This window comes from Paenibacillus tyrphae (assembly GCF_024158745.1).
Classification (GTDB): domain Bacteria; phylum Bacillota; class Bacilli; order Paenibacillales; family NBRC-103111; genus Paenibacillus_G; species Paenibacillus_G tyrfis_A.
This window is the reverse complement of the sequence record NZ_JAMZAW010000002.1, coordinates 347,165-370,933: the sequence shown is the minus strand read 5'-3', so window position 1 is coordinate 370,933 and position 23,769 is coordinate 347,165. Positions and strand designations below refer to the sequence as shown.

General features: G+C 44.4%; 41 protein-coding genes. 33 read left to right on the top strand and 8 right to left on the bottom strand.

Annotated elements, in window-relative coordinates; translation table 11 throughout:
* Window positions 1-102: 102 nt before the first annotated feature.
* From NI000_RS04375 to NI000_RS04365, 3 genes are read right to left on the bottom strand one after another with little or no spacing between them, the layout of a single operon-like run.
* Window positions 103-294 (bottom strand): hypothetical protein, encoded by a 192-nt coding sequence (locus NI000_RS04375; protein WP_253408066.1) that lies wholly within the window; start codon window positions 292-294, stop codon window positions 103-105.
* Between the two features lie 59 nt (window positions 295-353).
* Window positions 354-521 carry a hypothetical protein gene (locus NI000_RS04370; RefSeq protein ID WP_253408064.1) on the bottom strand — a complete coding sequence of 56 codons (168 nt, stop codon included), beginning with the start codon at window positions 519-521 and terminating at the stop codon, window positions 354-356.
* A 39-nt stretch (window positions 522-560) separates the two neighbouring features.
* Window positions 561-725, bottom strand: coding sequence for a hypothetical protein (locus tag NI000_RS04365; RefSeq protein WP_253408062.1), 165 nt, complete (start codon window positions 723-725; stop codon window positions 561-563).
* A gap of 460 nt (window positions 726-1,185) precedes the next feature.
* Here NI000_RS04365 and NI000_RS04360 point away from each other — a divergent pair, with 460 nt between their 5' ends.
* From NI000_RS04360 to NI000_RS04350, 3 genes are all read left to right on the top strand, one after another.
* Window positions 1,186-1,404 carry a helix-turn-helix domain-containing protein gene (locus NI000_RS04360; RefSeq protein ID WP_253408060.1) on the top strand — a complete coding sequence of 73 codons (219 nt, stop codon included), beginning with the start codon at window positions 1,186-1,188 and terminating at the stop codon, window positions 1,402-1,404.
* 79 nt (window positions 1,405-1,483) lie between these two features.
* Entirely contained in the window at window positions 1,484-1,831 is a 348-nt protein-coding gene (locus tag NI000_RS04355) for a YolD-like family protein (protein WP_253408058.1), read from the top strand.
* A gap of 379 nt (window positions 1,832-2,210) precedes the next feature.
* Window positions 2,211-3,005 (top strand): hypothetical protein, encoded by a 795-nt coding sequence (locus NI000_RS04350; protein WP_253408055.1) that lies wholly within the window; start codon window positions 2,211-2,213, stop codon window positions 3,003-3,005.
* A gap of 166 nt (window positions 3,006-3,171) precedes the next feature.
* On the opposite strand, the gene NI000_RS04345 is transcribed toward NI000_RS04350, so the two are convergent.
* Window positions 3,172-3,291, bottom strand: coding sequence for a putative holin-like toxin (locus NI000_RS04345; RefSeq protein WP_301292321.1), 120 nt, complete (start codon window positions 3,289-3,291; stop codon window positions 3,172-3,174).
* Between the two features lie 140 nt (window positions 3,292-3,431).
* On the opposite strand from NI000_RS04345, the gene NI000_RS04340 reads away from it, so the two are divergent.
* Window positions 3,432-4,292 carry an ATP-dependent DNA ligase gene (locus tag NI000_RS04340; RefSeq protein ID WP_253408053.1) on the top strand — a complete coding sequence of 287 codons (861 nt, stop codon included), beginning with the start codon at window positions 3,432-3,434 and terminating at the stop codon, window positions 4,290-4,292.
* A 16-nt stretch (window positions 4,293-4,308) separates the two neighbouring features.
* Here the strand turns inward: NI000_RS04340 and NI000_RS04335 are convergent, their stop codons facing one another.
* Window positions 4,309-5,001 (bottom strand): CPBP family intramembrane glutamic endopeptidase, encoded by a 693-nt coding sequence (locus tag NI000_RS04335; RefSeq protein ID WP_253408052.1) that lies wholly within the window; start codon window positions 4,999-5,001, stop codon window positions 4,309-4,311.
* Between the two features lie 978 nt (window positions 5,002-5,979).
* Here NI000_RS04335 and NI000_RS04330 point away from each other — a divergent pair.
* Window positions 5,980-6,528, top strand: a complete 549-nt coding sequence (locus tag NI000_RS04330; protein ID WP_253408051.1) for an accessory gene regulator B family protein — start codon at window positions 5,980-5,982, stop codon at window positions 6,526-6,528.
* Window positions 6,529-6,541: 13 nt separating this feature from the next.
* Window positions 6,542-6,664, top strand: coding sequence for a hypothetical protein (locus NI000_RS36695; protein WP_272942346.1), 123 nt, complete (start codon window positions 6,542-6,544; stop codon window positions 6,662-6,664).
* Between the two features lie 26 nt (window positions 6,665-6,690).
* Here the strand turns inward: NI000_RS36695 and NI000_RS04325 are convergent, their stop codons facing one another.
* Entirely contained in the window at window positions 6,691-7,053 is a 363-nt protein-coding gene (locus NI000_RS04325) for a hypothetical protein (protein ID WP_253408050.1), read from the bottom strand.
* Between the two features lie 5 nt (window positions 7,054-7,058).
* A complete protein-coding gene (locus tag NI000_RS04320; RefSeq protein WP_253408049.1) occupies window positions 7,059-7,502 on the bottom strand; it encodes a hypothetical protein in 444 nt (147 codons plus the stop codon).
* Between the two features lie 308 nt (window positions 7,503-7,810).
* On the opposite strand from NI000_RS04320, the gene NI000_RS04315 reads away from it, so the two are divergent.
* On the top strand, window positions 7,811-8,068 hold the full coding sequence (locus NI000_RS04315) for a helix-turn-helix domain-containing protein (protein ID WP_010501401.1): 258 nt from the start codon (window positions 7,811-7,813) through the stop codon (window positions 8,066-8,068).
* Window positions 8,069-8,260: 192 nt separating this feature from the next.
* Here the strand turns inward: NI000_RS04315 and NI000_RS04310 are convergent, their stop codons facing one another.
* Window positions 8,261-8,665, bottom strand: a complete 405-nt coding sequence (locus NI000_RS04310; protein WP_253408047.1) for a helix-turn-helix domain-containing protein — start codon at window positions 8,663-8,665, stop codon at window positions 8,261-8,263.
* Window positions 8,666-8,772: 107 nt separating this feature from the next.
* On the opposite strand from NI000_RS04310, the gene NI000_RS04305 reads away from it, so the two are divergent.
* The 26 genes from NI000_RS04305 to NI000_RS04180 all read left to right on the top strand — a co-directional run bounded on the left by NI000_RS04305 (window position 8,773) and on the right by NI000_RS04180 (window position 23,762).
* A complete protein-coding gene (locus NI000_RS04305) occupies window positions 8,773-9,093 on the top strand; it encodes a hypothetical protein (protein WP_253408046.1) in 321 nt (106 codons plus the stop codon).
* A gap of 191 nt (window positions 9,094-9,284) precedes the next feature.
* Complete coding sequence (locus NI000_RS04300) at window positions 9,285-9,671, top strand: hypothetical protein (RefSeq protein WP_253408044.1); 387 nt, start codon at window positions 9,285-9,287, stop codon at window positions 9,669-9,671.
* A gap of 186 nt (window positions 9,672-9,857) precedes the next feature.
* Window positions 9,858-10,562, top strand: a complete 705-nt coding sequence (locus NI000_RS04295) for a Rha family transcriptional regulator (protein ID WP_253408042.1) — start codon at window positions 9,858-9,860, stop codon at window positions 10,560-10,562.
* Between the two features lie 19 nt (window positions 10,563-10,581).
* The gene (locus NI000_RS37060; RefSeq protein WP_375540938.1) at window positions 10,582-10,893 is read left to right on the top strand and encodes a helix-turn-helix domain-containing protein; all 312 of its coding nucleotides are present in this window, start codon (window positions 10,582-10,584) and stop codon (window positions 10,891-10,893) included.
* Window positions 10,883-11,035 (top strand): hypothetical protein, encoded by a 153-nt coding sequence (locus tag NI000_RS04285; protein WP_253408040.1) that lies wholly within the window; start codon window positions 10,883-10,885, stop codon window positions 11,033-11,035. The genes NI000_RS37060 and NI000_RS04285 overlap by 11 nt, the downstream gene beginning before the upstream one ends.
* On the top strand, window positions 11,032-11,229 hold the full coding sequence (locus NI000_RS04280) for a hypothetical protein (protein WP_253408038.1): 198 nt from the start codon (window positions 11,032-11,034) through the stop codon (window positions 11,227-11,229). Before NI000_RS04285 ends, NI000_RS04280 begins: the two co-directional genes overlap by 4 nt.
* 26 nt (window positions 11,230-11,255) lie before the next feature.
* Window positions 11,256-11,531 (top strand): AbrB/MazE/SpoVT family DNA-binding domain-containing protein, encoded by a 276-nt coding sequence (locus NI000_RS04275; RefSeq protein WP_253408036.1) that lies wholly within the window; start codon window positions 11,256-11,258, stop codon window positions 11,529-11,531.
* Entirely contained in the window at window positions 11,524-11,718 is a 195-nt protein-coding gene (locus NI000_RS04270) for a hypothetical protein (protein ID WP_253408035.1), read from the top strand. The genes NI000_RS04275 and NI000_RS04270 overlap by 8 nt, the downstream gene beginning before the upstream one ends.
* Before the next feature lie 9 nt (window positions 11,719-11,727).
* Window positions 11,728-13,287 (top strand): AAA family ATPase, encoded by a 1,560-nt coding sequence (locus tag NI000_RS04265; protein ID WP_253408032.1) that lies wholly within the window; start codon window positions 11,728-11,730, stop codon window positions 13,285-13,287.
* Window positions 13,284-13,784, top strand: a complete 501-nt coding sequence (locus NI000_RS04260) for a hypothetical protein (protein ID WP_253408028.1) — start codon at window positions 13,284-13,286, stop codon at window positions 13,782-13,784. The genes NI000_RS04265 and NI000_RS04260 overlap by 4 nt, the downstream gene beginning before the upstream one ends.
* Before the next feature lie 2 nt (window positions 13,785-13,786).
* Window positions 13,787-14,764, top strand: a complete 978-nt coding sequence (locus tag NI000_RS04255) for a RecT family recombinase (protein WP_253408026.1) — start codon at window positions 13,787-13,789, stop codon at window positions 14,762-14,764.
* Between the two features lie 215 nt (window positions 14,765-14,979).
* Complete coding sequence (locus NI000_RS04250; RefSeq protein WP_253408024.1) at window positions 14,980-15,264, top strand: hypothetical protein; 285 nt, start codon at window positions 14,980-14,982, stop codon at window positions 15,262-15,264.
* Complete coding sequence (locus NI000_RS04245; protein ID WP_253408022.1) at window positions 15,261-16,019, top strand: MBL fold metallo-hydrolase; 759 nt, start codon at window positions 15,261-15,263, stop codon at window positions 16,017-16,019. The genes NI000_RS04250 and NI000_RS04245 overlap by 4 nt, the downstream gene beginning before the upstream one ends.
* On the top strand, window positions 16,020-16,709 hold the full coding sequence (locus NI000_RS04240; protein WP_253408020.1) for a hypothetical protein: 690 nt from the start codon (window positions 16,020-16,022) through the stop codon (window positions 16,707-16,709).
* Between the two features lie 13 nt (window positions 16,710-16,722).
* A complete protein-coding gene (locus NI000_RS04235) occupies window positions 16,723-17,610 on the top strand; it encodes a conserved phage C-terminal domain-containing protein (RefSeq protein ID WP_253408018.1) in 888 nt (295 codons plus the stop codon).
* Entirely contained in the window at window positions 17,555-17,893 is a 339-nt protein-coding gene (locus NI000_RS04230; protein WP_253408016.1) for a replicative helicase loader/inhibitor, read from the top strand. Before NI000_RS04235 ends, NI000_RS04230 begins: the two co-directional genes overlap by 56 nt.
* Window positions 17,853-19,292: a replicative DNA helicase gene (locus NI000_RS04225; RefSeq protein WP_253408014.1), complete on the top strand. Its 1,440-nt coding sequence runs from the start codon at window positions 17,853-17,855 to the stop codon at window positions 19,290-19,292. Before NI000_RS04230 ends, NI000_RS04225 begins: the two co-directional genes overlap by 41 nt.
* On the top strand, window positions 19,231-19,806 hold the full coding sequence (locus NI000_RS04220) for a hypothetical protein (protein WP_253408012.1): 576 nt from the start codon (window positions 19,231-19,233) through the stop codon (window positions 19,804-19,806). The genes NI000_RS04225 and NI000_RS04220 overlap by 62 nt, the downstream gene beginning before the upstream one ends.
* A 231-nt stretch (window positions 19,807-20,037) precedes the next feature.
* Window positions 20,038-20,370, top strand: coding sequence for a hypothetical protein (locus NI000_RS04215; protein ID WP_253408010.1), 333 nt, complete (start codon window positions 20,038-20,040; stop codon window positions 20,368-20,370).
* A complete protein-coding gene (locus NI000_RS04210; RefSeq protein ID WP_253408008.1) occupies window positions 20,367-20,945 on the top strand; it encodes a dUTP diphosphatase in 579 nt (192 codons plus the stop codon). The genes NI000_RS04215 and NI000_RS04210 overlap by 4 nt, the downstream gene beginning before the upstream one ends.
* Before the next feature lie 12 nt (window positions 20,946-20,957).
* Window positions 20,958-21,140 carry a hypothetical protein gene (locus NI000_RS04205; protein WP_253408006.1) on the top strand — a complete coding sequence of 61 codons (183 nt, stop codon included), beginning with the start codon at window positions 20,958-20,960 and terminating at the stop codon, window positions 21,138-21,140.
* Between the two features lie 82 nt (window positions 21,141-21,222).
* Window positions 21,223-21,918 carry a hypothetical protein gene (locus NI000_RS04200; protein WP_253408004.1) on the top strand — a complete coding sequence of 232 codons (696 nt, stop codon included), beginning with the start codon at window positions 21,223-21,225 and terminating at the stop codon, window positions 21,916-21,918.
* 21 nt (window positions 21,919-21,939) lie between these two features.
* Window positions 21,940-22,407 carry a hypothetical protein gene (locus NI000_RS04195; RefSeq protein ID WP_253408002.1) on the top strand — a complete coding sequence of 156 codons (468 nt, stop codon included), beginning with the start codon at window positions 21,940-21,942 and terminating at the stop codon, window positions 22,405-22,407.
* Between the two features lie 145 nt (window positions 22,408-22,552).
* Complete coding sequence (locus tag NI000_RS04190; RefSeq protein ID WP_253408000.1) at window positions 22,553-23,050, top strand: hypothetical protein; 498 nt, start codon at window positions 22,553-22,555, stop codon at window positions 23,048-23,050.
* A gap of 14 nt (window positions 23,051-23,064) precedes the next feature.
* Window positions 23,065-23,433, top strand: a complete 369-nt coding sequence (locus NI000_RS04185; RefSeq protein ID WP_253407999.1) for a DUF1360 domain-containing protein — start codon at window positions 23,065-23,067, stop codon at window positions 23,431-23,433.
* Complete coding sequence (locus NI000_RS04180; RefSeq protein WP_253407996.1) at window positions 23,430-23,762, top strand: hypothetical protein; 333 nt, start codon at window positions 23,430-23,432, stop codon at window positions 23,760-23,762. The genes NI000_RS04185 and NI000_RS04180 overlap by 4 nt, the downstream gene beginning before the upstream one ends.
* Window positions 23,763-23,769 lie beyond the last annotated feature (7 nt).

Here is a 23,769-nt window from a genome sequence, read left to right as displayed (position 1 = left end):
TCAATCCAACAAAATCCCCGCCAGCCTTACGGAGCCGGTGGGGATTTTTTACGTTCAGCAGCTTGTGCCGGTAGGTTTCGGCCCATTCCGCGCGGGCCATCGTCAGGCGGAGCTTCCTCTTTTCCAATCCGCAGGACCCCCGTCGTATTCCTTGACTTCCGCCAAGTAGACGCGGTAAGATCCACCGCTAAAATGACGCTCTGTAATATACTCCTGATATACATGGCGTGCCATACGCTCGTCTTCAAACTCTTGCGTAGTAGCGTCGAACTCATCCGTTGATACGATCCACATTTTGTCCTCCTAGCGTTTACCGTCCGCCGACGATGTTTTGAAGGGGCCGAAGCCCCGAGCTATTTTTGTTCCTTCGTTTCAACGATAGCCGCTGCAATCTTGAACCCGTAGCTCACTCCCTTCGCGTACTCAATACCGGCTTCGTCAGGCCGTTCTAAGGCCTCCGCCCCCCAAAACTTTTGAAGCTCCAGAAGATCATTCCGGAGCGTCAGCATCTCTTCGGCCATGTTTCCCCTCCTCGTCATGGAGGCCCCGAAGGGCCTACGTTATAGAATCTCTATACGGAATCCGGTTTCTTTCCTGAAGGCTTCGATGGCCTCTATATCGTCAAAATACCGAACATAATCCATTTCGATGTCACCCCATTGCTTTTCCCAAACCCGAACTCTCAATTGCGACAACACCATTTCTTGTGCTTCTTGAAACGTCATACCGTATACCTCCCATGTTCGTTATTTCCGATTCCGCAACACCTTAATGAGACCAGCTACCGAGAGGACTAAAACCAGAACCCAGACGACCCAAAAGAGCTTGTCCATTCCTAATCCCTCCATTTATTTTGACATTACTTTATGTTAAGATTGGGTGAGAGGGCCGGGTGCATCCGACCCTCTCTAGGGAACCTATTTACGTTTGCGGGCTGCGCGGCGTGGGGTTCCTTTTTTTGCTTTTCTTTCGGCCATTTTGTAGTGTGATAATTGCTGTGAGTAGTTGAACGAAAGCCGTAAGAAGAAGTACCCAATCTTTCATTTAATCACCCTTTCAGGAAGTTAATGTTTCACTTCCTGTAATTAATATATCATTATCTGTATTTTACGTCAATCAAAATATTTGACTTCCTGTATTTATTTTATTATTATTTGAATATAAAGTACGGAAAGGTGGATTTTAATGTTTTCATATAAACCACTTTGGGTGTTACTAGCAAAGCACAACATGCAGAAACAAGATCTTCGTCATGCACTCGGCTTCGGGCCGTCAACAGTTGCCAAGATGGGGAAAGGGGAGTATGTGTCAATGGAAGTTATTGATAAGATATGTACTTACTTTCGAGTGCAACCAAATGATGTGATTGAGCATAAGCCAGACGAAGAAAACGCCGGCGAGTAACCGCGGCGTTTTTTTGTTGCATGTTCGCATTTTGTTTGCATATAATACAAACAAACGTTCTTACATGGAGGGTGACATCATGAGCATCAAACTGAATGGAAACGGACTATGGGAATCGACGAGGATGATGATTCCCCAGCATCGTGAGAGCTCTATTCTACAGCGGAAAGAAGCGAAGAAACAGGTGCGGCCAGAGATGACGGAAGAAGAGCAGCAGGAACTATTCGGCCGGCTGCGGGCATCACTTTCGAACACGTTGGACGTTGAGATCACGCTTTTTGACGAATACGAGAACAAGAAAATCGTCGGGATTGTAACGGGGCTTGATCCGCAGTACCGTCTCGTAAAAGTTCAGACAGGCCAAAGTTGGGAGTTGATCCAGTTTCGCGACGTGATCAGGGTTGAGTTCAATGTTGAGCGATATTGAAAGGAAGATTCTAAGAATCTTGTGGAACCAATACAAAAGCGAATGGGTGCAGCCGGATGCGGCGAAGATATGCCGGATCTCAGGGCGGTCCATTGAGGAGCTTCGGGCGATCATAAAAGCCCTTGTGAGAGATGGGTATGTCGAACTAGGCAAAGGCGAGTTGCGCGTTATTCGGGGATGGGAGCCAGAGTCACCACCGCCGCCGCGGTGGGTATCGTTGGATTGAAGGAGTTAATTGGAATCTTGGCCTTATTATCAATTGTTTTTTTCGTGGGTCTTGAAAACTATATAAAGATTTCTTTAGAAAGCCCTTGTCATTATTTGTGGTACAATTATCCTATATATACCAATCATTTCTTCGACAAGGGGGATAAAGTAAGTGGCGTTCCTTAGAGTTCTGGGATGGATTTTTATTCCGTATGTAATGATATTTTTGAGGTGGAACCATCTTCGCGCAGTGGGAAAAACCTTTGGTGTCATATGGGCGGTATTTTGTGCCCTTGGTGTTATTGCGAATATGACCAGAGATAAGAATGTTGTGAAAGAAGCGTCTGCACCTGTAACGTCCGAACAAAAAGTCGAGGACAAAGCACAGAAAGATGCCTCAGAAGGTAAGAAGGAAGAAGTGAAAAAAGAAGAGCCCAAAAAGGAAGAACCAAAGAAGGAAGAAACCAAGAAATGGCCGGATGTTGAAATATCTGAAGAGACAATTAAAACGGCACTGAGTGATCTTAAAGGTATTGGATATATAAAGCTTGACGATAAAACATTAAAGGCAATTGAAGTAAGAGGCGATTCAGAAACTAGTAAAATTATTAATATCAGATTAGATCCCGGCACTGTATGGGATGAAACAGATTTCGCAGAAAAAATGGCACACTCCATTGTTTATTACGGCGAAATTTTATTTAAGCACCCGAATATCAAAGAAGTAACTCTTTGGGGGTATACTTCGTTCACTGATCAATACGGAAAAAGTAATGAGGCTCTGGCTGTTAAGATTGGCTGGGATAAAGAAACTGCTGAAAAAGTAGATTTTAAGAAGTTTAAAGACATGGCGATGGCGGACTACAAGAGATCGTTTAATATTGCTACACAATACCACTTCCATCCTGCTATTTATAAAAATCTTAAAGACTCAACCGGACTGAAGGCTAATAAAGTAAAACCTTAAGCAGCACGAGTTTATTGGGGTTGCAGGTATGAAAAAGAAGTTGTATCATAAGAATAAATAAGGAGCCGTGCGGCTAACACGACTCCTATAGTACAGTAGGCCGCTTCAAAGGCGGTCGGCTCAATAAGGGTTGATCAGAATAGACCGTACCTTACCAGGGGGCGGTCTATTTCTTTTTGTTTTGGATAAGCACCAAGACGATGGTCACAATCAGCGTCAGCAGCGCGATGATAAGCGAACCGAAACTAATCATGAGCGTCAAAGTGTCTTTAACCTCCACAGGCATCACCTCCCTTCCGAGAGGCTAGCCGACCGCCCTTGCAAGCCGTTCTATTGTACAGGAAATATTATACATCATACATTCCCCAGTAATCTACTATTTCCGTTTGGATATGGAACCGTTACTATTTTACATAGGTGATGGTTATGTTTTTAGAGCCGATGCTGCTTGAAACGAGGGCAGAAGCCTTCGACTCCGCGGCACATATTTTTGAACCGAAGATAGACGGACACCGATTGCAGTTACATTTTTCAGGCGACCAGGTGCGCCTTTTTACACGGCACCGGAACGACTGTACGCGACAGTATCCGGAGCTCTGGAGCGTTCCGACAGATGCTGATGAGCTGATCCTGGACGGTGAAGTAGCTTCTGTGGATCCCGAGACAGGCATATTTGACTTCGAACGGGTTATGGAAAGGTTCCAATTGAAGAAGGAAGACCGGATCCATGGCACCGCGGAAAGAAGGCCCGTAAACTTTGTTGTTTTTGATATACTGCAGTTGAATGGTCAAGACCTACGCGCAATGCCTCTTATGGAGCGGAAACGAATTCTTGCTGAAGTTTTGCATCCGAACGAGTACTTTACCCTCATTTCATATGTGGAAGGCAGGGGAATGGATTTATTTGACCTTGTCGCGGCACGAAAATGGGAAGGGATAGTCGGGAAAGTGAAAGGGAGCAGCTATGTCGGCCGGCGATCCCCTGATTGGTTGAAGATCATTCGATGGGAATATCATGACGTTTTTATTGCTGGCTACAGAAAATCAGAGTTGGGTTGGCTCGTTCACGTTCAGGAAGAAGGACGCCTCCGACCCGCGGGGATTGTGGAGCTTGGTGTGACTCCTGCAGCAGCCCGTGCTTTCTATGGAGTTAGTAAGCAACTGGTTACCGGGGAGAGCGGCGATTTTGTGTACCTGGAGCCGAAGATACGGGCCCGGGTAAAGACAAGGAACTGGACAAAGGCAGGCATGCTGCGGCAGCCGGCTTTTGTGGAATTTATTTTGTAACATAGACCCACCGTCATTAAATTGGCTGGTGGGTCTTGTGCATTCCTAGTTTCCGGGTGACGATGACTATTTTCAGATCGTACAGGATATGAAATATGATCGGCAGCAGCAGACTTCCGCTTTGGATGTAAAGCTGGCTCATAGCGAAACCGAGTGTTGCAGTGTCGATCATAGCTGAGCGCCCTTGATGGAAGTGGAGAAGGCCGAATAACACATTCACGATGATAAGGCTCAGAAGGGCTGATGCGCCCCAGTATTCCTGCATATAGGAGTATAGGTATCCCCGAAAGATCAGTTCCTCAGAGACCCCAACAATGAACGCCAGAGCGGTAAACATGATCAGGCTCTTCCCGGAGCGTGGGAACATGTACTCTTTTTCCTCATATGCAGCTCGAGTCGCTTGTTGCATTCGCTTGCTGGAACATACTAGAACGGTAGGAACAACGAGCATAAAGATGTGGTAACTCACAACTGTCCACAGTATGAGATTTATAATTGTTGGCAATTCGATTGAACCAGTATGATAGAATAACTCAGAAATTGGCCGGTCAAATGTGATCAGAACAGATGTAACGACGTACCAAAAGTATATTCTCCAGTAAGCCGATTCCTTGGTTCGATCGCTTATATTTGACTTGAGTTTTCGGACTTCAAAAATGCTGATTATGGGGAGAATAGCTACGATCAAAACCGTGATGAAATGCGGCATCAGCTCACTTCTTTCTTGTGTATTGACGACCGATATCGGTCATGATAGTATCATAATTGAATGACCGATATCGGTCAATAATTCCAATAGGTTAGGGGGCTCAAATGTTGAAATTAAGCAAGATTCAAGAGCTTTTAATGGGAACAGAGGAAGCTCATAAACTGTGGGGTCTATCCCAGGACCACATAAAGAAATTATGCAGGCAAGGTAAATGTGAGGCCTTTCAAATAGGTAAGACGTGGATACTCCTTAAAAATCAACCGAATCCAAAGAAAAAGCATGGGGAGACTGATGCATAAGTGGAAGTTAGAATTTGGGTCGAACTCGTAATCACAATATTCTTCTTCGTATCCATGGTTGTGTTAAATTTTGCGATTTTTAAGATTAACATTAGACGGAACCATAAACAGATTTTGATTCTATCCCTCATCGTCGGTGCCGTAAATTATTATTTTAAATTCGTAATGGAATCATCGTATTTCTTAATTAGTCAAGTTCTCGTATATATTATTTGTTTAGTTGTTTTTAGAAGGTATCCAGTTTTATATGCTTTTATTTTTGGAATCACAGGATCGATCGGAGTTTCGTTGGTAGACTCCATTGTAACGATTACTGCTCTCCAAACCGGCGCCAGTACAATGGATTTAATGACAAATGATCTCTTACACTTTGTCGTGCTCCACCTTATTACTACCACACTTTGTGTTCTCCTGGCTTTCGTACTCCGAAAGTTTAACCGCGGCTTTGCGTTTGTTTCTGACCGGTTCACAGGAAAGCAAGCTTTGAAGACATCTAATTTTGTTTGGACCACTATTTTAGCTCTTGGATTTCTTGTTCTTGAATTCGCAAATACGCGTTTCACGATTTATTCGAGCCATGCATACATAATCGTCTTTATCTTCTTAAGCTTGCTTGTAAGCATTATCTATACTTTTAAACAAAACAGGAAACTCATCAAAGAACTTCTAGGAGATCGCTATGAAGAGTTTAAAAATAGAAAACATCGCTGAATCTCTTGCAATTAAAATAAATAAAAATTATCCAGAATCATCGTCAGTCGCTGTATTAAAATTTGGGTTAATAGGCCTAATAAATTTGTTGTTTTCTGTAATAATTGTATTGTTGATCGGAGGACTTAGTGATCATTTTTCAGCTGCTGTTCTGGCAGTACTTGGATTCCCTTTACTACGCTATTATAGCGGAGGGGTTCATTTTTCTTCGGCGAATCTGTGCAGTTTAGTAACGTCTTTTTTTATGCTCATCTCAATGTACTATAATGTCGAATATTGGTATAATGGGCTTATATTAAATGTGATTTCAATAATTTTACTGTTACTTTATGCCCCTGCAGGAATTAAGAAAAGTAACATAAAAAAGGAACACTATCCCAGACTCAAATTTATATCTGCACTGATAGTTCTTTCAAATCTTTTCTTTCAGTCTGAAGTCTTGACCACCGCGTTTTTTATCCAATCTATTACAACTACTCCGGTTGTTCAGGGATTGGTTAGAAAAATAAACCTATGAAGGAGCCAATGAAATGAAGACAGCATTATTCAAATCAACAGACGCAATTATCACTTGGTTCTCAAAACGCTTAGCAAAGACTGGTTGCTTTCTTGGTTGTAATGCACCGGATATTCCGGATGAGCTCATGAAATAAAAATAAGCGGCCGCTGGCCGCTTTATTTATGTCTGTTTTTTTACTTTAATTGCCAAGAATGCATCGACAACCATCCTAAGGTATTTGACGGATTCTCTCTCGACACGTTTGAAGGTATTGATATCGTTCCAACCTAATGACAAGTTCAGTTCTCCGTGTGCTTGGTGATGCTGGAGCAGAAGATACGTTGTAGTTTGCATCTCATCCATATCAAGACATGAATTGAGAACTATATAACGACCTCCAAGAGGGCTATTTTGATAGAATCCGCATACATGTTCCCCAAGATCAAGATAATGGAGAGTGATTCCGAGGTGTTGGGCTAATTTATAAGGGCAGCGTTCCCCAACTTCATCGAATAATGATTTAAGTTGCTCGTCTAGTTTCAAAAAAATCACTCCGATCGCCGTGTGAGTCGTTCCTTAACTTTGTTATACCTAGACCTGATTCCAGAAGGAATCACTTTAATACCGCGCTGGATCGAAAGTGCTATCACATGATCATTATGTACTGCTGCAACGTATGCGAAGTCACTTTCTTCTGAATCCCCAAAATATAAAAGTCCTCTGGCCTCATCATACACTTTAGCCCGATTAACATTAACCACGTTTGTCGAATCAGTAGATCTGAATCCGTATTGAAACCATGCTTCTTCAATCTCATCCTGATTCCTTGGAAAACGATAACGTTTCCCGGATTCGTGCGAAGTGAAGACAATACCGTATTTGTCGCTAGTGATCTTTGTAATGTCGTCTCGATCAATTTCGACTATCTGTCCAGTCTCAAGGTCAACAAGGGGAACAAGATGTACGCGCATGACACAAGTGCCGTCAGACATGTATTTGTTCCCTCCATTCGCCAAGATCATAAGGTTCCAAAGATGTCAAGAAAAATTCTTCCCGGAAACACTTAACATAAAGTTCGCATTTTGTTCGCTTTCTTTTGGTGTAGTGAAATAATACAATTAAACATGAGATTAAACAGAACTCCGAACCGGAGCGTACAAGGGTACCAGCCTTTGCGCTCATAAAGTTTGGAGTTTTTTTTATTTTCTTTTTATTAAACACCTCCTATAAGGAATTCACTTTGTTGCAGCTTTCTGTTACGATTGACGTTAACCCACCTTTTTAGGAGGCAACCTACCCGATGCGTTATGAGTTGGGAGATTGCCACTTGCATGAGATTTGGAAAGAGATCGGCTGGACGAATCAAGATTTCGCTGAAAGGATGGGCCTGACAAGACAGCAAGCTTCAGACTATGCACATAACAGAAAAAAGATGGGAGCTGCATTGCTCTTGTCCGCAGCACAAGCGATGGGTGTCCACCCGGCAAGAATCTATGACCTCGTTCCCAAACAATCAAATCGACGCAGGCGGCAACATTCAACGAAGAGTACCGATTAGGTTCTCTTCTGGGATGGTTGTCACCCTTTTAGGGTACAAAAAGCTAAAAAATAATCCCACAACGACCCGATAATAGTAGAAATATGGAAACGGGCGTTGTAGAAAACATTATAGCACGGACCTGACATGAATAGTGCAATGGTCTACAAATATAAAGAAAAATTTATTGTATTCGACATAAATTGTCGAAATTTAGGATTGACTTTTGTTCTTTTCTTCTGCTTCCTTCCGGAAAACCCATCCCATAAACTCCAGAACATGACTTAATTTTTCCTCAGAGATATCACCTTTTGACCTCAACAATTCTTCTGTCTCGATCATGAATTTTTTTAGAAGGATCTGTTCCTGATCAGAAAAGTCATCCTCCTTATTGATAAAAATTTGATATGGATCATCAGTTCGCCCCAGTAGATAGTCTACTGAAACCTTCAAGGCATCTGCTATTTTTCCAAGTACTATACTTGGTGGAATATTGCGATTTGATTCGTAGCTAGATAATACATTGCGATTAATACCTACCTTTGCAGCCAATTCATCTTGCTTAAGATCAAGTTTCAAGCGGCGTTCTTTGATTAGTTCACCCATTGATTTTGTCATAAAGAGCAACTCCCAATAGTGTTATGATACTAACAATATCAAAATTTAGTATTGCGCAATTTCAAATACCGTGATATATTCGTTTTACCAAGGATTGGAGGTGTGAAATGGAAAGGTTAAGAACAACAAAACGGCAGCCCAAGTCTCTGCCTCTAAAGAAAGATCGACAGGTGGTACCTCGTATTAATTTTCAGAACATTCGATTGAATAAATGTTCTCGTAGAAAAATGGCTCTTGATCTTCGAGTAACAGAGGAAACTATTCGAAAAATTGAGTATGGGACGCTTGATCCAAGTATTATGATGGCATATGTGTACTCAGCTTATTTAAGGACTCCCGTGGATGAGTTGTTTCCAGATATTGTTGCACAAGCATCTGAATACTATGCATCCCTTGAAGCAAAGTTTGAGCATGATTCACAATGTTAAAGATCTTGAATCAGTGTCATTATTTTTTACATTATAACTATATCATGATATTTAAAATACCGCAACACAGAATACCTGTTCTCATATAGGCCTTTAAGTCATAAAGGGTCTGCTCTTCTATACCCTTTTCGGAATTTTAAATTCCGTATTTATAATATTTGTTACTTAGGATATCGAAGGGTGGGGTTATTTTGAAGTCTTTTTTAAGCGAAGTAGTTGGTCTATTACTCTTTAAGCAAAAGGATCGATTAGAAAAAGGCCAAGTAAACATCGCTCCCTCATACCATCAAGATCAACATTCAAGAAACAACTTTGCTAATTGGCATTTGGTTCGTGGTCTGATTTTCACTGAATGCGGTGACTTGAGCCCTAAACAAAAGCATGACCTGGCAAATGCAATAGGAGTAATTATCCGCCTATCTTTTGGACTAAAGTATGTTTCGAAGTTAAAAAAGGGAGATGTACAAGATGCCCAGGCTGTAGCTCTCTCAATTATTGAATTAATCCGTCATACAAACACTGAAATTTGCAAATCTCAGCGCATTGTAAAAGATGTAGAATTCGAGCATTCGGTATAGCTCTTTAAAAACTTAGAAAATTGTATAAGTATATCTCTCGCCTGTCGTAATTAGCGAGGGGACATTTTCAACTACTTTTATGAACTACTTCCTAGAAGTACATTTGTAAAGTAGTTTGATCGAGAGTTCCGGGGATTTCGTTTAGAATCCGGAATATGACCAATCAAAAAAATAGGAGGGAGTCATTTGAAAAAACTAAAGGTTATTAACCGTGAGGGTGTGTTGTTAACTGATAGCCGTGAAGTTGCTGAAATGACGAATGTGCGTCATGCCGATTTACTCGAAAAAATCAATGGATATGTGAAGCATTTAACCAACGGAAATTTCCGTTCGTTGGATTTCTTCATCGAAAGCAACTATCAGGATGGCAAAGGTGAAACGCGTCCTTGCTTTCTTCTAACCCGCAAGGGTTGCGATATGGTAGCAAATAAGATGACCGGTGAAAAGGGCGTTCAATTTACAGCGGCATATGTTACTCAGTTCGAAGAAATGGAACAGAAACTTAAAAATCCTTTTCATGGCGCAAGTAAAGAGCTACAGGCAATTTTTATGTTGGATGTAAGGACTCAGGAAGTGGAAGCTCGCGTCGAAAAATTGGAGAACAATTCAACCATTGATTACGGCCAGCAGCGGGAACTCAAGAAATTAGGTAATGCCCGGATCGTGAAACTACTCGGTGGGAAGAAGGCACCAGCATATCGGAACAGCAGTTTGCGGAGCTCAGCGTATTCAACGTTGTGGAATGATTACCAGGAATATTTTAAGGTCAATTCCTATAACAACACGTTGATTAAAGATTATGAAAGAGCATTACAGTATGTACCGCGTTGGACGGCTCCTAATAACCTTTTACGGGAAATAGAAGCAGCTAATGATCAGCTAACATTCTAACGAAAGGAGGTGAAACGAGATGTTCGCTCAAATGTTGCAGGACGCTCAGCTCCAGTCCGGCCCGGTATACTCCAGCGGCTTGTTGAAAGCGAAGGAGGTCAAAATTTGCCGAATCACTCAAAACTTTGGTCGCCGGCTGGTAGAGCTTCGAGAATCACGGAGCCTGACCCAGTACCAACTATCGGACAAGCTAGGAATCAAACGTGCCGCGATATCACATTATGAGAAAGCGCGGCGGCAGCCGGACTTCGAAACTCTGCTGAAGCTCGCCGATTACTTCGAGGTTAGTTTGGATTATCTGCTTGGACGGGAGGAGGCATATGAGCGTTAAGGTCGAGGGGACTTATTTAACGCCGGGGCAACGCGACCAGTTCAAAAAGAAAAGCACCCGCCGGCCAGGGCAAGTGCTTGGGTTGAGAAGCGTTTCCGTCAAAAACATTCTCATCGCCATTGTACAAAAGTTGAAGCGATGAGACAAGGGGACAAATTTCAGCAGCATCTTGATTTTGAGGAGTGGCTTTTACGAGAGACCGGGAGTCGTAGCCGGCGCATCTATATTGCCGATCGACGAGCGGAAGGCTGTACAGCAGCCGAAGCAGCCGAGGGATGGCTTGAAGTGTGCGAGGAGTTTGTAAAAGCCGGCGGCGATCCTGAGGAGATCCCATAAAAATATACCTATTGGAGGAATTTGAAATGAAAGCAACCGGAATTGTTCGTAAAGTAGATGAGCTCGGACGTGTGGTCCTGCCAGTTGAATTGCGCCGCACGCTCAATATCAGTGAAAAAGACGCTCTGGAAATCTTCGTGGACAGCGAGCGGATTATCTTGAAGAAATACGAGCCGGCATGCATCTTCTGCAGCAGTGCTGAAAATACAACCAGTTATAAGGGGAAAATTGTTTGTAAGGCATGCTTGTCTGAAATGCCAGCATCAACAGGCAGTTTGAAAGGTGGAGATGTCATTGACTAGCCTCATCTCCTTCGAAAAACATTACACTGGGAATTTTATCGTCCGGTTCAAAAAGCAAGAAATCATTGTATTGCCCAGAGCCTTTCTGAAGCACACCAGCGTAAGCCCGCAGGCCACATCTGGCAGTGTTGAGGTGGATCGGGAAGTATTGCCGCAGCTCGGTTTTATGTTTGATATTCGCTTATAGGAGGCCAAAATGAAACGTATTCGATTCAAGCAGCTGGAGTTACGGAATTACAAAGTTCACCGTTCTCTGATGGTTGATTACGGTGATATCACCAAACTATCCGGAAAAAACGGGGAAGGCAAGTCATCGATCGGCGAGGCGCCGGCATGGGTATTCTTCGGCACAGATCTGTTTGGAGGCTCTAAGTACAACCCGACGCCTACGAATTATGAGTTCGATGCTGTGCATGCTTCATTGCTGATATCAGTTGACGGCACCGATTACCTTCTTACCCGGGAGATTGTCAAAGGCTCTAATAAATATTATCTGAACGAGGTCCCGGTCAAAGAAGGGGAGTATAGCGGATTCGTCCAGTCGCTGTTTGACAAAGAGACATTTCTATCACTCTACTATCCATTGTACTTTTTCAGTCTCCACAAAGATAAACAGCGCGATTTGCTGCTAAGGTACTTGCTGCCACCAGCAAATTCGGAAGTGCTCGCGGAAATGTCTCGGTCAAGCCCGGAGCAAAAGCAGAAGGAGATTGCCTTAAACCCGCAAGCAGCTCGTCTGGCTGATGCTTTGAAAAAGCATTCTATCGATCAACTGGCGAGCCTCCACACGGACCTAAAGAACAAGAACGATAAACTTCATATCCAGACACAGGGCAGTGTTAAGACGCTCACAAGGCAACAGCAGGAGGGTGAAACGGGCCCTGTAGACCAAGAAGCAATCACGTCCGAACTTTCATCGTTGAAGGATCGGATCGAAGCGTTCGATACGGATCGGCAAAAGGTTGCTGACCGGAATAGCGAAATCCGAACACTGCATTTGAAAATCGAAGGACTTACCCAACAAATTGAAGCTGGCAAAAAAGATTACGATGCTGCAGCTGCTCAAATGATTGAACAGGAATGCCGAACATGCGGACAGCCGCTGACCGAAGCGGCCAGGGAAAAGGCGGAGCAAGCCAAGAAAGACGCCGTCAAATACCAGGCAGATAAGGTTAACCCGTTGATCCGTGAGCGTAAAGCTTTACGAGAGCAGCTGGCCGAACTTAAACCGCTGCCGGAACCGGGATATTCCGTTTCTGACCTAGTTGAGCGATCTAATGAGCTCAGGGCCTTACTTCAAACTGAATTAACCAGAACTAAGGTCATGCAGGAATTGGAAAAAGCCAAAAAGGACGAGGCTGCATATCTCCAAGCTAAAAACGACTCCATCTTCATCCTAGACGCGATCAAAGCTTTTAAGGCCAAGGAAGCGGAACTTCAAACCAAAAAGGTACAGGATCTATTTTCAACACTCTCGGTCCGGCTCTTCAAATACGTGAAGACAAGCGGCGAGCATGTATCGGACTTCATGATTCAGATGGATGGTAAAGACTATGTCGCATTATCGGCCGGCGAGAAGATTGCAGCGGGCCTCGAGCTCACGGAAGTGCTGTTCAAGCAATCTGAACTGATCGTGCCGTGCTTCATTGACGGTATAGAGTCGTACACTGGAAAGGTTGCTGTTTACGACCAATTGATAACCGGCAGGGCGGTAGTGGGGCAAGAATTAAAAATAGATACGGAGGATGCCGAATGAAGGCTCTTATCACCTATGCTCATGAAGATAACTGGTATAGGCCCGGCGAAATCTACACCGTTGTCTCTGACGGTGTGAAATACGCTCATGTTGTGGGTCACTGGAACCATAAAGGAAAGACCATTCTTCTCGAAAATTGCGAACTTCTCTTTAATCAAGCAGAAGTTAATGAAGAGCTTGAAAAGGTAAAAGCTGAACTCAGAAAAATTGAAGCAAACAGCGACCATCAGTTTGAGCAGGCATGTAAGGCTAGACGTGAATTATACCTCGCTAGATATTTGCTGCGTTTTATTAGTGAACTAGCCAATAAAGATGCACTTCCGCCAGCTTTGGAAGGTTACTCGGCAATCAGAAAGCATTACCAACATGTAAAAGAACGTGGAAACGAAGCAGATCGTGAATCTTTGGAAGAAGTTATCCATTATCTTGGAGCCGATCAAGTCGTCGCTGATATTAGCCCGTGGAATGCAGCACAACTACCTAAGAGGAGGCAATAACAATGAGCAAAAATCAACTCGCCGTTTCTACAGAGATCAACTTGAATCAAATCCAAGCCATCGGCCAATGGGGTTTGGCGGAAATCAATACTTTGAAAGAAACGATCGGCAAGGACTGCACTGTTCCCCAATTTAACCTATTCATGTACCAAGTTAATCGAATGGGATTAGATCCTTTCCTGAAACAAGCATTCCCAATCGTGTATGGCGGGAAATTGGATATCCGGGTTGCTTATGAAGGCTTCCTTTCCAAAGCAAAGGAATGTCCTGACTACGAGGGCGTATTCAACCAAGTTGTATGCGAAAACGAGACTGATGACTTCGAAGCCGAGACAGACGACGAGGGTGTGATCACGAAGATTCGCCACAAAGTAAGGTTCCCAAGAGGTAAGGTCGTAGGTGCATATTCGATTGCCAAACGAAAAGGAGCCCGCGATGTAATTATTCTCATGGAAGTTTCCGAGGTCATGAAGTACGCCAAAAATAATGCGAAGTTCTGGAGGCTTGATGACGGTTCTATAGATCCGGATATGTTCAAAAAGCATGTCGGAACCCGGGCTGTAAAGGCACAATTCAATATTGCAGCTGTTGTTGACGAATCTGGCGAATTCATCACTCCGGGTGCTTCGGATGAGAAGACTTACGAACGCCGGGATATTACCACTGAAGCGGAGCAAATGGTAAAAGAACAGAAGCAGGTATCGAAACCAGAGTCCCCAACCAACGATGAAGAAACGAAGCTTCAGGAAGCTCGCCAGCAGATGGCGGTGAAGTTTCAAGCCCTCGGAATTACTGATCCGGAGGAGATGGGCAAATACATTGCTCAGCATGCCAAGCCAAAAAATAAAAAGCCTACATTGGCCGAAATGATGGGTCTGCTCAAGATCATGGACATGCACATTGAAGAAAAGAAGGCCGCGGAAGCTGATAAGTCTGGCGACGACCTCCTAGATGACGAATTAATGGCGGCGCTGGAATAGATGGTAGCAATCCAACTCGATCTTTTCAATGATGTACATCCGGTTCCGGTGCCCACTGCGGCGCCGGACACTCCGGTCCTCAACGGTATGTATTATGAGCAGGCGACAGACAAATTCGTCTCTTTCGCAAATGGTCAGCGGTATTACGAGGAGCCAGCTAAGGGCTGCGGGCATTTGAAGGAGTGGCAAGAAAGAATCAAGAGGGAGCGTGCGATATGAATTGGTCGGATATAGACAGGCAAATTGAAAAATTGCCGAAAACCATGAACATCTATGCCCAGAAGGGTGATAAAGTAGTTTTTTTGAACGATAACGGACATGATTGGGAACCGGAGCATGCACGAAAGGTTGGTTTGAAAGAAGGCGGGGTATACACGGTGGAATGTACGGAAGTTGGAGGATGCCATACCGACGTGTATTTGCGAGAGTTTCCCGGCTTCGGGTTCAATTCTGTCATGTTCAGGGACTTGAAAGTGGAAGTAGGCGGAACGAAATCATGAAAGTCACCATTCTCGCATCAGGATCGGCCGGGAACTGTATCCATCTTCAAAGCGACACCGTCGGCGTCCTAATCGATGCTGGAGTCCCTAAAACGAAGATCGAGAAACGCATGATCGAAGCCAGTATAAACCCGGCTTCGGATATCCAGGCAATATTTATTACACATGCCCACGGGGATCATATAAAGGGCTTGTCGCTCGCCAACAAATGGCACATTCCGGTTTACGCGACATCTGGGGAATGGCATGGAATATCGGGCGTTAACGATGAATTGCGGCAAACACTGGGGACCCTGCACGGTAGATACGAAACGATTGTACTCGGCGGGTTACACATCTACCCCTTCAAAATTCATCATGACGCCTACGAGCCGGTTGGGTATGCAGTAGAGGATGATAACGGAGATCGCGCCTGCATCGTCTTCGACACCGGCCATATTGACCAAGACATGCTCCAAATGATGGAGGGATCCATCTATATCGTTGAAGCGAATTACGACGAGGACATGCTAGAGAACGGACCATACGCGGATTATCTGAAGGCGCGAATTATGAGCGATGACCGCGGGCATCTAAGCAACGAGCAAACGGCTGCGGCGCTGGCGAAGTTGGTAAAAGGTAAGGGGGAACGAATTTACCTTACACATCTTTCAAGCAACAACAACATGCCGGCTCTTGCCGAGGGGACAGTTAGGCGAGCATTACGACAAAAAGGATTTGAAGCAGGCAAGCATTATCATCTGGAGGTGGTTTGAGTGCTTTACGTAATTACGATCGGGAATATAATGTACAAACACGATTGTCATCCTATACCCGCTGGAACGCTGTTAGAGGTTGAGGAAAGCGATAGAGACCGATATCAGGTCATTAGGGGGCATTACGAAAGAGTTAGCATCGAGAAAAGCAGGTGCGTTCTCGCGCCTCTTTGCCAAGAGCTTTCCTTACTCCGAGGCATTATTGATCAAGGCAACGATATTAAATTGCATGAAAAAGCTTTATTCGAAGCACTTGAGGTTATTGCCGAGCTAAAAAGAGACATCCCCAAAGAACGGAACAAAGATTGGCCGGAAATTCCTTTGGAAGTTGCTGAAGCTCTTATAGTTTGTGCTGATGCGGGAATTTCGAAAAATAACGTCCTGCCACTAACAGAAGTAATCGGTCAATTGTTTAGAGACTATGATGAAAGGACGCTAAATGCCCTTAAAGTTCTTAGGGAGTATAACCAGACAGAGGCAGGTGCAGAAAAACTATTTAAAGCTCTCGCCAATGGCTACAGAATCGAAATGTCTGGTCCGGATCAACAAGCTTCATCGGACGATCGTTTGAAACTGGGCATTCGTCAAATCTTCGAGCAATTCGGTTTCGAACAAAACAAGCGGGACAAAGAATTATCTGATCGTATCGCTTCCTTTGTTAAGCAAGTATACGCAGAACAAAATGCATAGAGGGTGAGGTGAGATGCAGGGCTGGATAAAACTTCACCGCAAGTTGCTGGCAAGTCCTTTCTTTGCTGATCCGAATTACCTCAAGCTGTGGGTTTTATGCCTACTCAAAGCATCTCACCAACAGACTAGGCAGCTTGTAGGTAACCAACTGATTGACTTGGAAGTTGGGCAGTTTGTAACCGGCAGACATTCCATTGAAGAGGAGTTCAACAAGGGCATAAAGCCATCAAAACAGCTAAGTGAATCCACTTTATGGCGAATGCTATCACGTTTCGAAAGTGAGCAAATGTTGAACATCAAAAAAACGACGAAATACAGCGTCGTTACTGTGGTTAACTGGATTCAGTATCAAGATTTGGACAGCAGTTGGACAGCAAATGAACAGCAATTGAACACAAACAAGAATGTAAAGAATTATAAGAACTTAAAAGATCTTAAAAGATATAGTGTTGTGCGTAAGAAATCAGATTCAAAAAAAGAAGAAACGGAGGGTGAACCGGTGTCAAAGGAAAACGAAGCTTTAATCACGGACATTATCCATTACCTTAATGCAAAGCTTTCTACGAAATATAGACCTTCGACCAAAGAGATAAAAAAAATGATCAACGGGCGCCTTAATGAAGGATATACGCTGGATGACTTCAAGTATGTGATTGACGTAAAATGCGCCGACTGGCTTGGCAACGTGAAAATGGAAAAATTCCTTCGACCTTCGACATTATTCCGTCCAACTAATTTTGTTGAATACCTCAACCAAAAGATGCCTATTGCTGCAGAAGTGGATGGCGGAACACTGTCTAAGGAAAATGAAAGGCTCTTACGAAAAATCCAAGAGGAGCAGGCCAATGAAAAAATCGGAGCTTATTCAGATTTTGACGATTCTCCGAAACACTTACAATAACTTTACCTTCGATGATTTTAAAGAGAATTTATGGTTCGATTTGCTGAAGGACCTTCCTGACGGTACCGGGCTGGCTAACGTTCGGGAGCACGTAATGTCCAATAAATATCCACCAACTATAGCCGATATAAGAACGTCCAAGGAAGAAGAGATCGAAGAGGACCCCGAAATTCGAGCCCGCAACATCGAAATAGCTCACTCAGCTTGGGTAAGAGCAGGAAATGATCCGGAGGCGTTTGTCTATGAACCTGATGGAGACTCCATTAAACGACTTAGAACTTGAAATGGCTGTGCTTGGGGCGGTACTGCTAGAAGGTGACTGCATTGATGAAATCTATTTTCTTGAGCCGAGGGATTTCTCCCAAAAGCGGAATGAAATCATTTTCGGTGTGATGCGGTACCTACGAGACAGGAACGAACCGATCGATCTCCAGACGTTAGCCGGGCATTTCGAACTGCGAGGAAAAATGGCTCTGTTGATGAAATTGGGGGGCATAACCTACCTTTCGCAAATGGCCGGCGCAGTCGCAACAACTCGAAATATTAAGCGGCATGCACAAATCGTTCGATCAAAGGCGCACCGGCGCCGGGCAATTGAAATCAGTAAGGATATCGTTGAAATTTCGAGCGGTGGCGAGTTTACGATTCAGATCGTTCCGAACCCTGATGCAGAGAAATCAAAAGTAAAGGAATTCGATAACGATGAAGATTTCTTTGCAGCCGTTGAGGATCGTGTTTATGATCTGCGGCCGCAGAAAACCTCAAAGATGCGTAGCTTCGCTGAATCCAAGAAGGAATACTTCGACCATTTAAAAAGCAAAGCTGCGAAACTGATGACGGGATTATTCCAACAATTCGATGCGTGGGCAATGCTCTGGATCGGATGGTTATATATCATAGCCGGACGCCCTGGTGTGGGGAAAACTGTAAAGGCTTTGTTACTAGCATATGGTATTGCTAAATATAACAAGAATGCCGGTCCAGTCCTCTTTTATAGCCAAGAAATGGACGAGAACGAGGTTAAGGATCGCATGGTTTCTGCTGTCGCTGAGGTGAATTACAACAAACTGATCAATAAAGGTGGCGAGTTTGGGTTTACTGTTGATGAGTGGGCTCGGATTGAGCAGGCTTACGCCGAATTGGAAGGTCTGCCAATATTCGTTCAGGATAGTGCTGGCGTAACAATTGACGAAATCCGAGCTACAGCGAGGCAATTTATCAAGGAGTATGGGAAGATCTCAGCTATTATTGTGGATTATCTGCAAATCATGGAGATTCCACAGCGAAAAGGTGAAAATCGAACACAAGCGATCGGCCGGGTTACTCGAACCGCCAAAACTATGGCTAGAAATATGAAGTTTGTTATGATCATGCTTTCGCAATTGGATCGTGCTGTCGATGAAGAAGAGCCGAAATTGCGGCACTTAAAGGAATCCGGTTCAATAGAGCAGGACGCCGATGTGGTCGAATTCCTCTACTGGGATGGTACGTTGAAGGATGGACTAAGGGTGATTAGGTCTATCTTTGCTAAAGGCCGTAATGTCGGTCTAAATAAGTTCAGATACCTTTTCAAGTGGTGGCACCAGAAATTTATAGAGCTTGATAAGGATGGTGACGACGATGGCGGCACTGCAAATCCAAAACGCGGAGCAGCTAAGAAAGGCCGAGGAGCTAAAAAATAGTCTTGAAGTGGAACTTAGAGATCCGCTGTTGGATGATGCAGAAAAGTCAAAGCTTCAGACAAAGGTCAATCGGCTTAATGCTGCCATCCAAGAGTACAAGGACAGAACAAAACCAGTCGATCCTGTCTCCAAGTCAGAAAAAACAGCCATTGTACTGCAGGAAGCGGCGCCGCCGGAAAAGGATCCACGTCCAGACCTAACGGAGGATGCTCATTTATGGGCACATTTGCTCCTGATGGCGCTGGATAAGGACAAGGAGGGCGGCAGGGTATACGGTGAGGTAGATACGCTCTGCGGTGTTCTAAACAGCTTTCGGTGCGCAGGAACACGGCTGAGGGCAGGTAAAAGTATCTGGGTGCTAAAGCCCGACATCGATCCAACCGGCCGAGTAGCCTGGGAGTCACAGGCCGAATACGACGACTTCAAAGCACGTTATTTGCAGCAATGGGGCGATGTGATACCGGAGTTGCTGAAACAGTTGACAAGGAAGCATCCGCTGCCTATGGGGGAGTGATTGGTCACGAGCATTAACGTTTCGGTACTATATCAAATCGCTACAGATCCAGACATCGATTTGGACTTAAGATATGCCGCCGTTCGTTCAATGAAGGATACCGTAAAAATCCCAAAGTTTTGTTTCTCATGTGTATTTTTTAATAAAAATAAATTTTCTTGCAAATCGAAACTCATAAATTTTCCAACTAAGAACTATTGCAAAAGACGCAGGGAGAGGATGTGAAGTACAATGTCCCAAACATTCATTATCAAAAGACGCACAGATAAAATTGACGACACCCCTACCGCTGTTGACCTTGAGCAAAGCATTTTGGATGTAAGGAAAGCATATAGTGACGGCACAGAAGAAGAGTTTGCAAGATTTTATCGGCGCCGGTACAGGGTTGCCGAGTCCATAGTACTTAGGGTACTGCGGGCCCGGGATAAGATTTTGGAGCTACGGACAAAGCATTCAGATATGTTGGCGGACGATTTCGCCGAGTTGATGCATGCGGAGCATAGGGTTAAGCATGAATTTGTTCAGGTGGTATTGAGAATGCAGCAGAAGGAGATGGAGAAATGAATTTAGAGAAAATGTACGAAATGCAAAAAGAGTTGGACGCTCGAATCATCAAAGAAAAAGGACTAGAGGGAGTGGATTTGCTGCCGAACACCGTTCTGGCACTCCAGGTTGAAATTGCCGAGCTGGCAAATGAATGGCGAGGGTTTAAGCATTGGTCAAATGATCGAGAACCGCGGTTTAACGTTCTAGAAATAGGGGGAACCGACTGCAGCGAAGAGAAACTGGTTAACCGGGTGCTTGAAGAATACGTAGACTGCCTTCATTTCTTTCTCTCGATAGCTCGGCAGCTTGATCTACCAGCAGAAGATTTGTACACATTGGAATATACCCCTGAAGGCGACACGGTAATTTTATTTTCTAATCTTCTGCATTATGTAGGATTAATTCTTGCTGATCGTCTATTGGTCAATCCAATTACGAATGTATTGGAATACAGACGGAATTACTTTATAGCAGCCCTTTCACTTTTTTACGAACTTGGTGAGAAGCGTTTAGGACTCACCTTCGAACAGATCGCTGAAGCTTATGTCGCCAAGAATGCAATTAACCATAAGCGTCAATCGACCGGGTACTAAGGAAGGTGCCGCATGCCAAGAAATCTCGCAGACGACATCAATCGTGTTATCGATGACCTTGAAACTAAGTTTCGAATCGAAATGGAAATAACAAAGAATTATCTCAGTTTCGGACATTTTATCCCGGCAATTAGTCATATCCACACTGCCGCCGGTTACCTCTATGCTGCGGGGGAGTTGAAGAAATTGCTATGAAGTACCCAAAGGTTACAAGACACAGGTGCAACTTTCCCAACTGCGTTGCGGCTGCAAATAAGTCGTGGGCCTTGATTCCACTATGCTGCTGTCACTACGAAGTAATCAGAGCGGAGACGAGTCGTTATTATGCTTCATCAAAGCCGGCTTCATTTCGGAGAACGCAATATCGTCGGATAGCTTGGTTGGTTCCTTGGAGCAAAAAGGAGGGAAGGTCAACGTGATCCGATTCGTAGGAATTGACCCAGCAACAAAGACCGGTTTCGTGGCATTAGACGAGCAAGGCAACGTCCTCGTTGCGACTGAGCTGGCCGGAAAATCGAAGGAAGATATTCAAAAACTGGTCGAGCTTGAAAACGAGGTGTACCGTCATCTGAAAAATGAAGACGAAATCGTCATCGAGGGAACCCCATTCGATACGCAAAAGGCTATTACGGCCGGCATGATTCACGGCGGCGTACGGACCATGGTTGTAAGGAAAGGGCTCAGATTCAATCAGGCTGCTCCCAATTCAGTAAAGAAGTACGTCGGCGTCACTGGTTGGGTAGGGGAACCGGGAAGCAAGCGACGCCTCAAGGATAAAGAAAAGAAGGAAGCAATGAAAGAGGCAGTGCAGCAGCATTTCGGCTTCACGCATAAGAGCGATAACGTCGTTGATGCTTATGTGATCGCCAGGATCGCCTGGAATCTGTATCGGGAACGCGAGCTCCTAGGAATGATTGACAAGATGCCGTACCAGTTGGAAGTCGTCAGGGATATTCTTAATCCAAAAAAATAATCGAAAAGGATGCGTGATGAAATGAACATTGTATTGACTTCTGCCGAAATTAAGAGAATTGCAAGCAGCAAAACCACAGTTTTAACCATTGAAATTCCTTCGAGCGTTAGTCTTGATTCTATCCAGCGTCTGGCTAAACGGGATGAGATCTTCATTGCCCTTGGTATTTCACAGATGGAGGTAACGGATTATCTCGGCGAACCACGTAAGGGGCTTCTGATCAAAACAGATTCGGCCGGCGTAGTCGAATCGGCAACTGCTTCTGAAGAAACTGGGCAAATGGACATTGATGAGGTCGAAGAGACTCGCGAGGATGAAGACGCTGAAAGCCGAGAAGAAAGTACTGAAGCTGGCAACGAAGAAGATGCAGACGATATGCAAGGCGCCGAAAGTGATTCAGACGAGGAAGAGGATCAGGAAGAAAATGATAGCGATGAGGAAACCGATGAAGATCCTCAAATGCCTGAAGACGATGACCTTCCTTTCTGATCCCGGGCATTTCTATGCCCATAAGGTCAGCGAAAATGACGGAGATGTAAGCAATGGTATCGAAAATAGCACAAACGAGGGCGGAGAGATCCGCTCTCAAGTGCAAAGATTGTTCTGAAATCACCCCCCGGCTGCATCCTGGGGGATGGGTGAGGGGGTGGAGGAAATATCACACGAGCAAGTAAGGCTATTTCCTTCAAGAACCGAAGAGGACACTGATCGGACACTGATCTTACTAGAAGAATTCCGTTTCATGAAGAACTTCATACGGGAGTTTGAGAAAAACGGAGAAATACTTTATTTAGCCGACATTGAAGGTGAGAATGCCCGTAAAGTCTTCGGCGATGAAACGCATGCTGATAAAACGGGGACCGCTGTAATCCGACACGAGATCCGTCAATGGCGTTATAACGAATACAAAATTGGAGTAGCTGGCCTAATAATTGCCCATGGAATGATTGATGATGATGAAGTGCGAAATGCAGTTGAATATTTTTATCTTCAAGGGATACCAAAAATGAGGTCAGCACGAGAACTGCATATGGATAAAAATACTTTCGGTCGAAGAATTAAGGCTGGGAAAAAGTCAATCGAAAAACATCTCAAACCATTAGGTGTGCTAGATCGAGACTGGACTTTTTGAGGGGAGAGCAGCTCATGAACCTAAATTTCCTAGAAGTTATCATATTTTGCTTAGCCGCGTACCGAATCACCCACTTTCTTGTTTTTGACAAAGTCTTCGATCCGATCAGGAATTTCTTCGTCACTCGGGATTATGGCGGTCCAATACCGACTTTCATGCTTCAAGGAGGAGCAGCAAGGAGATACTTCGGAAAACTGTTAAATTGCCACTGGTGCACAGGGATTTGGGTATCGTTCGCGATGGTCGGCTTTAACTGGGCTTTTCACGATGCGGCAAGTTGGTTCTTCCTTGCTCTGGCGGCTGCAGCTGTACTTTCCCTGATAGAAACATGTTGGACCAAAACTGTCGGCTTCCCGGAAATGATTGAACGGAGGGAGCCATGAATCTTGCCGATCGTCCAGCGTTAACATATTCCAAAGAAGACCAGTGCAAAAGCAAGCGCCAGAAGCCCACACAGAAGCAAATGGGCGACATCAGTGCAAAGGTGGACAAGCAGCTAAAGGACCGCTCAAACGGCGTATGCGAGCGCTGTGACGCTGCCCGAGCAACTGAGCGGGCGCATCTCATTAGGCGCGGGAAATTGACAGCTAGGACGACAGTAAACGATTTAGCCCACTTATGTACTGATTCTCACGATTGGGCGGATGAATCAGGATTTGAGGGCCGTCAGTGGCTTAAAGAGTTCAGGAATAAACTTTTAAACCCCTCATAAGGGATAA

Coding starts and splice junctions, on each gene's coding strand:
- NI000_RS04375 (WP_253408066.1), bottom strand. CDS start 294: ATGTGGATCGTATCAACGGATGAGTTCGACGCTACTACGCAAGAGTTT.
- NI000_RS04370 (WP_253408064.1), bottom strand. CDS start 521: ATGGCCGAAGAGATGCTGACGCTCCGGAATGATCTTCTGGAGCTTCAA.
- NI000_RS04365 (WP_253408062.1), bottom strand. CDS start 725: ATGACGTTTCAAGAAGCACAAGAAATGGTGTTGTCGCAATTGAGAGTT.
- NI000_RS04360 (WP_253408060.1), top strand. CDS start 1,186: ATGTTTTCATATAAACCACTTTGGGTGTTACTAGCAAAGCACAACATG.
- NI000_RS04355 (WP_253408058.1), top strand. CDS start 1,484: ATGAGCATCAAACTGAATGGAAACGGACTATGGGAATCGACGAGGATG.
- NI000_RS04345 (WP_301292321.1), bottom strand. CDS start 3,291: ATGCCTGTGGAGGTTAAAGACACTTTGACGCTCATGATTAGTTTCGGT.
- NI000_RS04340 (WP_253408053.1), top strand. CDS start 3,432: ATGTTTTTAGAGCCGATGCTGCTTGAAACGAGGGCAGAAGCCTTCGAC.
- NI000_RS04335 (WP_253408052.1), bottom strand. CDS start 5,001: ATGCCGCATTTCATCACGGTTTTGATCGTAGCTATTCTCCCCATAATC.
- NI000_RS04330 (WP_253408051.1), top strand. CDS start 5,980: ATGAAGAGTTTAAAAATAGAAAACATCGCTGAATCTCTTGCAATTAAA.
- NI000_RS36695 (WP_272942346.1), top strand. CDS start 6,542: ATGAAGACAGCATTATTCAAATCAACAGACGCAATTATCACTTGGTTC.
- NI000_RS04320 (WP_253408049.1), bottom strand. CDS start 7,502: ATGTCTGACGGCACTTGTGTCATGCGCGTACATCTTGTTCCCCTTGTT.
- NI000_RS04315 (WP_010501401.1), top strand. CDS start 7,811: ATGCGTTATGAGTTGGGAGATTGCCACTTGCATGAGATTTGGAAAGAG.
- NI000_RS04310 (WP_253408047.1), bottom strand. CDS start 8,665: ATGACAAAATCAATGGGTGAACTAATCAAAGAACGCCGCTTGAAACTT.
- NI000_RS04305 (WP_253408046.1), top strand. CDS start 8,773: ATGGAAAGGTTAAGAACAACAAAACGGCAGCCCAAGTCTCTGCCTCTA.
- NI000_RS37060 (WP_375540938.1), top strand. CDS start 10,582: ATGTTCGCTCAAATGTTGCAGGACGCTCAGCTCCAGTCCGGCCCGGTA.
- NI000_RS04285 (WP_253408040.1), top strand. CDS start 10,883: ATGAGCGTTAAGGTCGAGGGGACTTATTTAACGCCGGGGCAACGCGAC.
- NI000_RS04280 (WP_253408038.1), top strand. CDS start 11,032: ATGAGACAAGGGGACAAATTTCAGCAGCATCTTGATTTTGAGGAGTGG.
- NI000_RS04275 (WP_253408036.1), top strand. CDS start 11,256: ATGAAAGCAACCGGAATTGTTCGTAAAGTAGATGAGCTCGGACGTGTG.
- NI000_RS04265 (WP_253408032.1), top strand. CDS start 11,728: ATGAAACGTATTCGATTCAAGCAGCTGGAGTTACGGAATTACAAAGTT.
- NI000_RS04260 (WP_253408028.1), top strand. CDS start 13,284: ATGAAGGCTCTTATCACCTATGCTCATGAAGATAACTGGTATAGGCCC.
- NI000_RS04255 (WP_253408026.1), top strand. CDS start 13,787: ATGAGCAAAAATCAACTCGCCGTTTCTACAGAGATCAACTTGAATCAA.
- NI000_RS04250 (WP_253408024.1), top strand. CDS start 14,980: ATGAATTGGTCGGATATAGACAGGCAAATTGAAAAATTGCCGAAAACC.
- NI000_RS04245 (WP_253408022.1), top strand. CDS start 15,261: ATGAAAGTCACCATTCTCGCATCAGGATCGGCCGGGAACTGTATCCAT.
- NI000_RS04235 (WP_253408018.1), top strand. CDS start 16,723: ATGCAGGGCTGGATAAAACTTCACCGCAAGTTGCTGGCAAGTCCTTTC.
- NI000_RS04230 (WP_253408016.1), top strand. CDS start 17,555: ATGAAAAAATCGGAGCTTATTCAGATTTTGACGATTCTCCGAAACACT.
- NI000_RS04225 (WP_253408014.1), top strand. CDS start 17,853: ATGAACCTGATGGAGACTCCATTAAACGACTTAGAACTTGAAATGGCT.
- NI000_RS04220 (WP_253408012.1), top strand. CDS start 19,231: ATGGCGGCACTGCAAATCCAAAACGCGGAGCAGCTAAGAAAGGCCGAG.
- NI000_RS04215 (WP_253408010.1), top strand. CDS start 20,038: ATGTCCCAAACATTCATTATCAAAAGACGCACAGATAAAATTGACGAC.
- NI000_RS04210 (WP_253408008.1), top strand. CDS start 20,367: ATGAATTTAGAGAAAATGTACGAAATGCAAAAAGAGTTGGACGCTCGA.
- NI000_RS04205 (WP_253408006.1), top strand. CDS start 20,958: ATGCCAAGAAATCTCGCAGACGACATCAATCGTGTTATCGATGACCTT.
- NI000_RS04200 (WP_253408004.1), top strand. CDS start 21,223: ATGCTGCTGTCACTACGAAGTAATCAGAGCGGAGACGAGTCGTTATTA.
- NI000_RS04195 (WP_253408002.1), top strand. CDS start 21,940: ATGAACATTGTATTGACTTCTGCCGAAATTAAGAGAATTGCAAGCAGC.
- NI000_RS04190 (WP_253408000.1), top strand. CDS start 22,553: ATGGGTGAGGGGGTGGAGGAAATATCACACGAGCAAGTAAGGCTATTT.
- NI000_RS04185 (WP_253407999.1), top strand. CDS start 23,065: ATGAACCTAAATTTCCTAGAAGTTATCATATTTTGCTTAGCCGCGTAC.
- NI000_RS04180 (WP_253407996.1), top strand. CDS start 23,430: ATGAATCTTGCCGATCGTCCAGCGTTAACATATTCCAAAGAAGACCAG.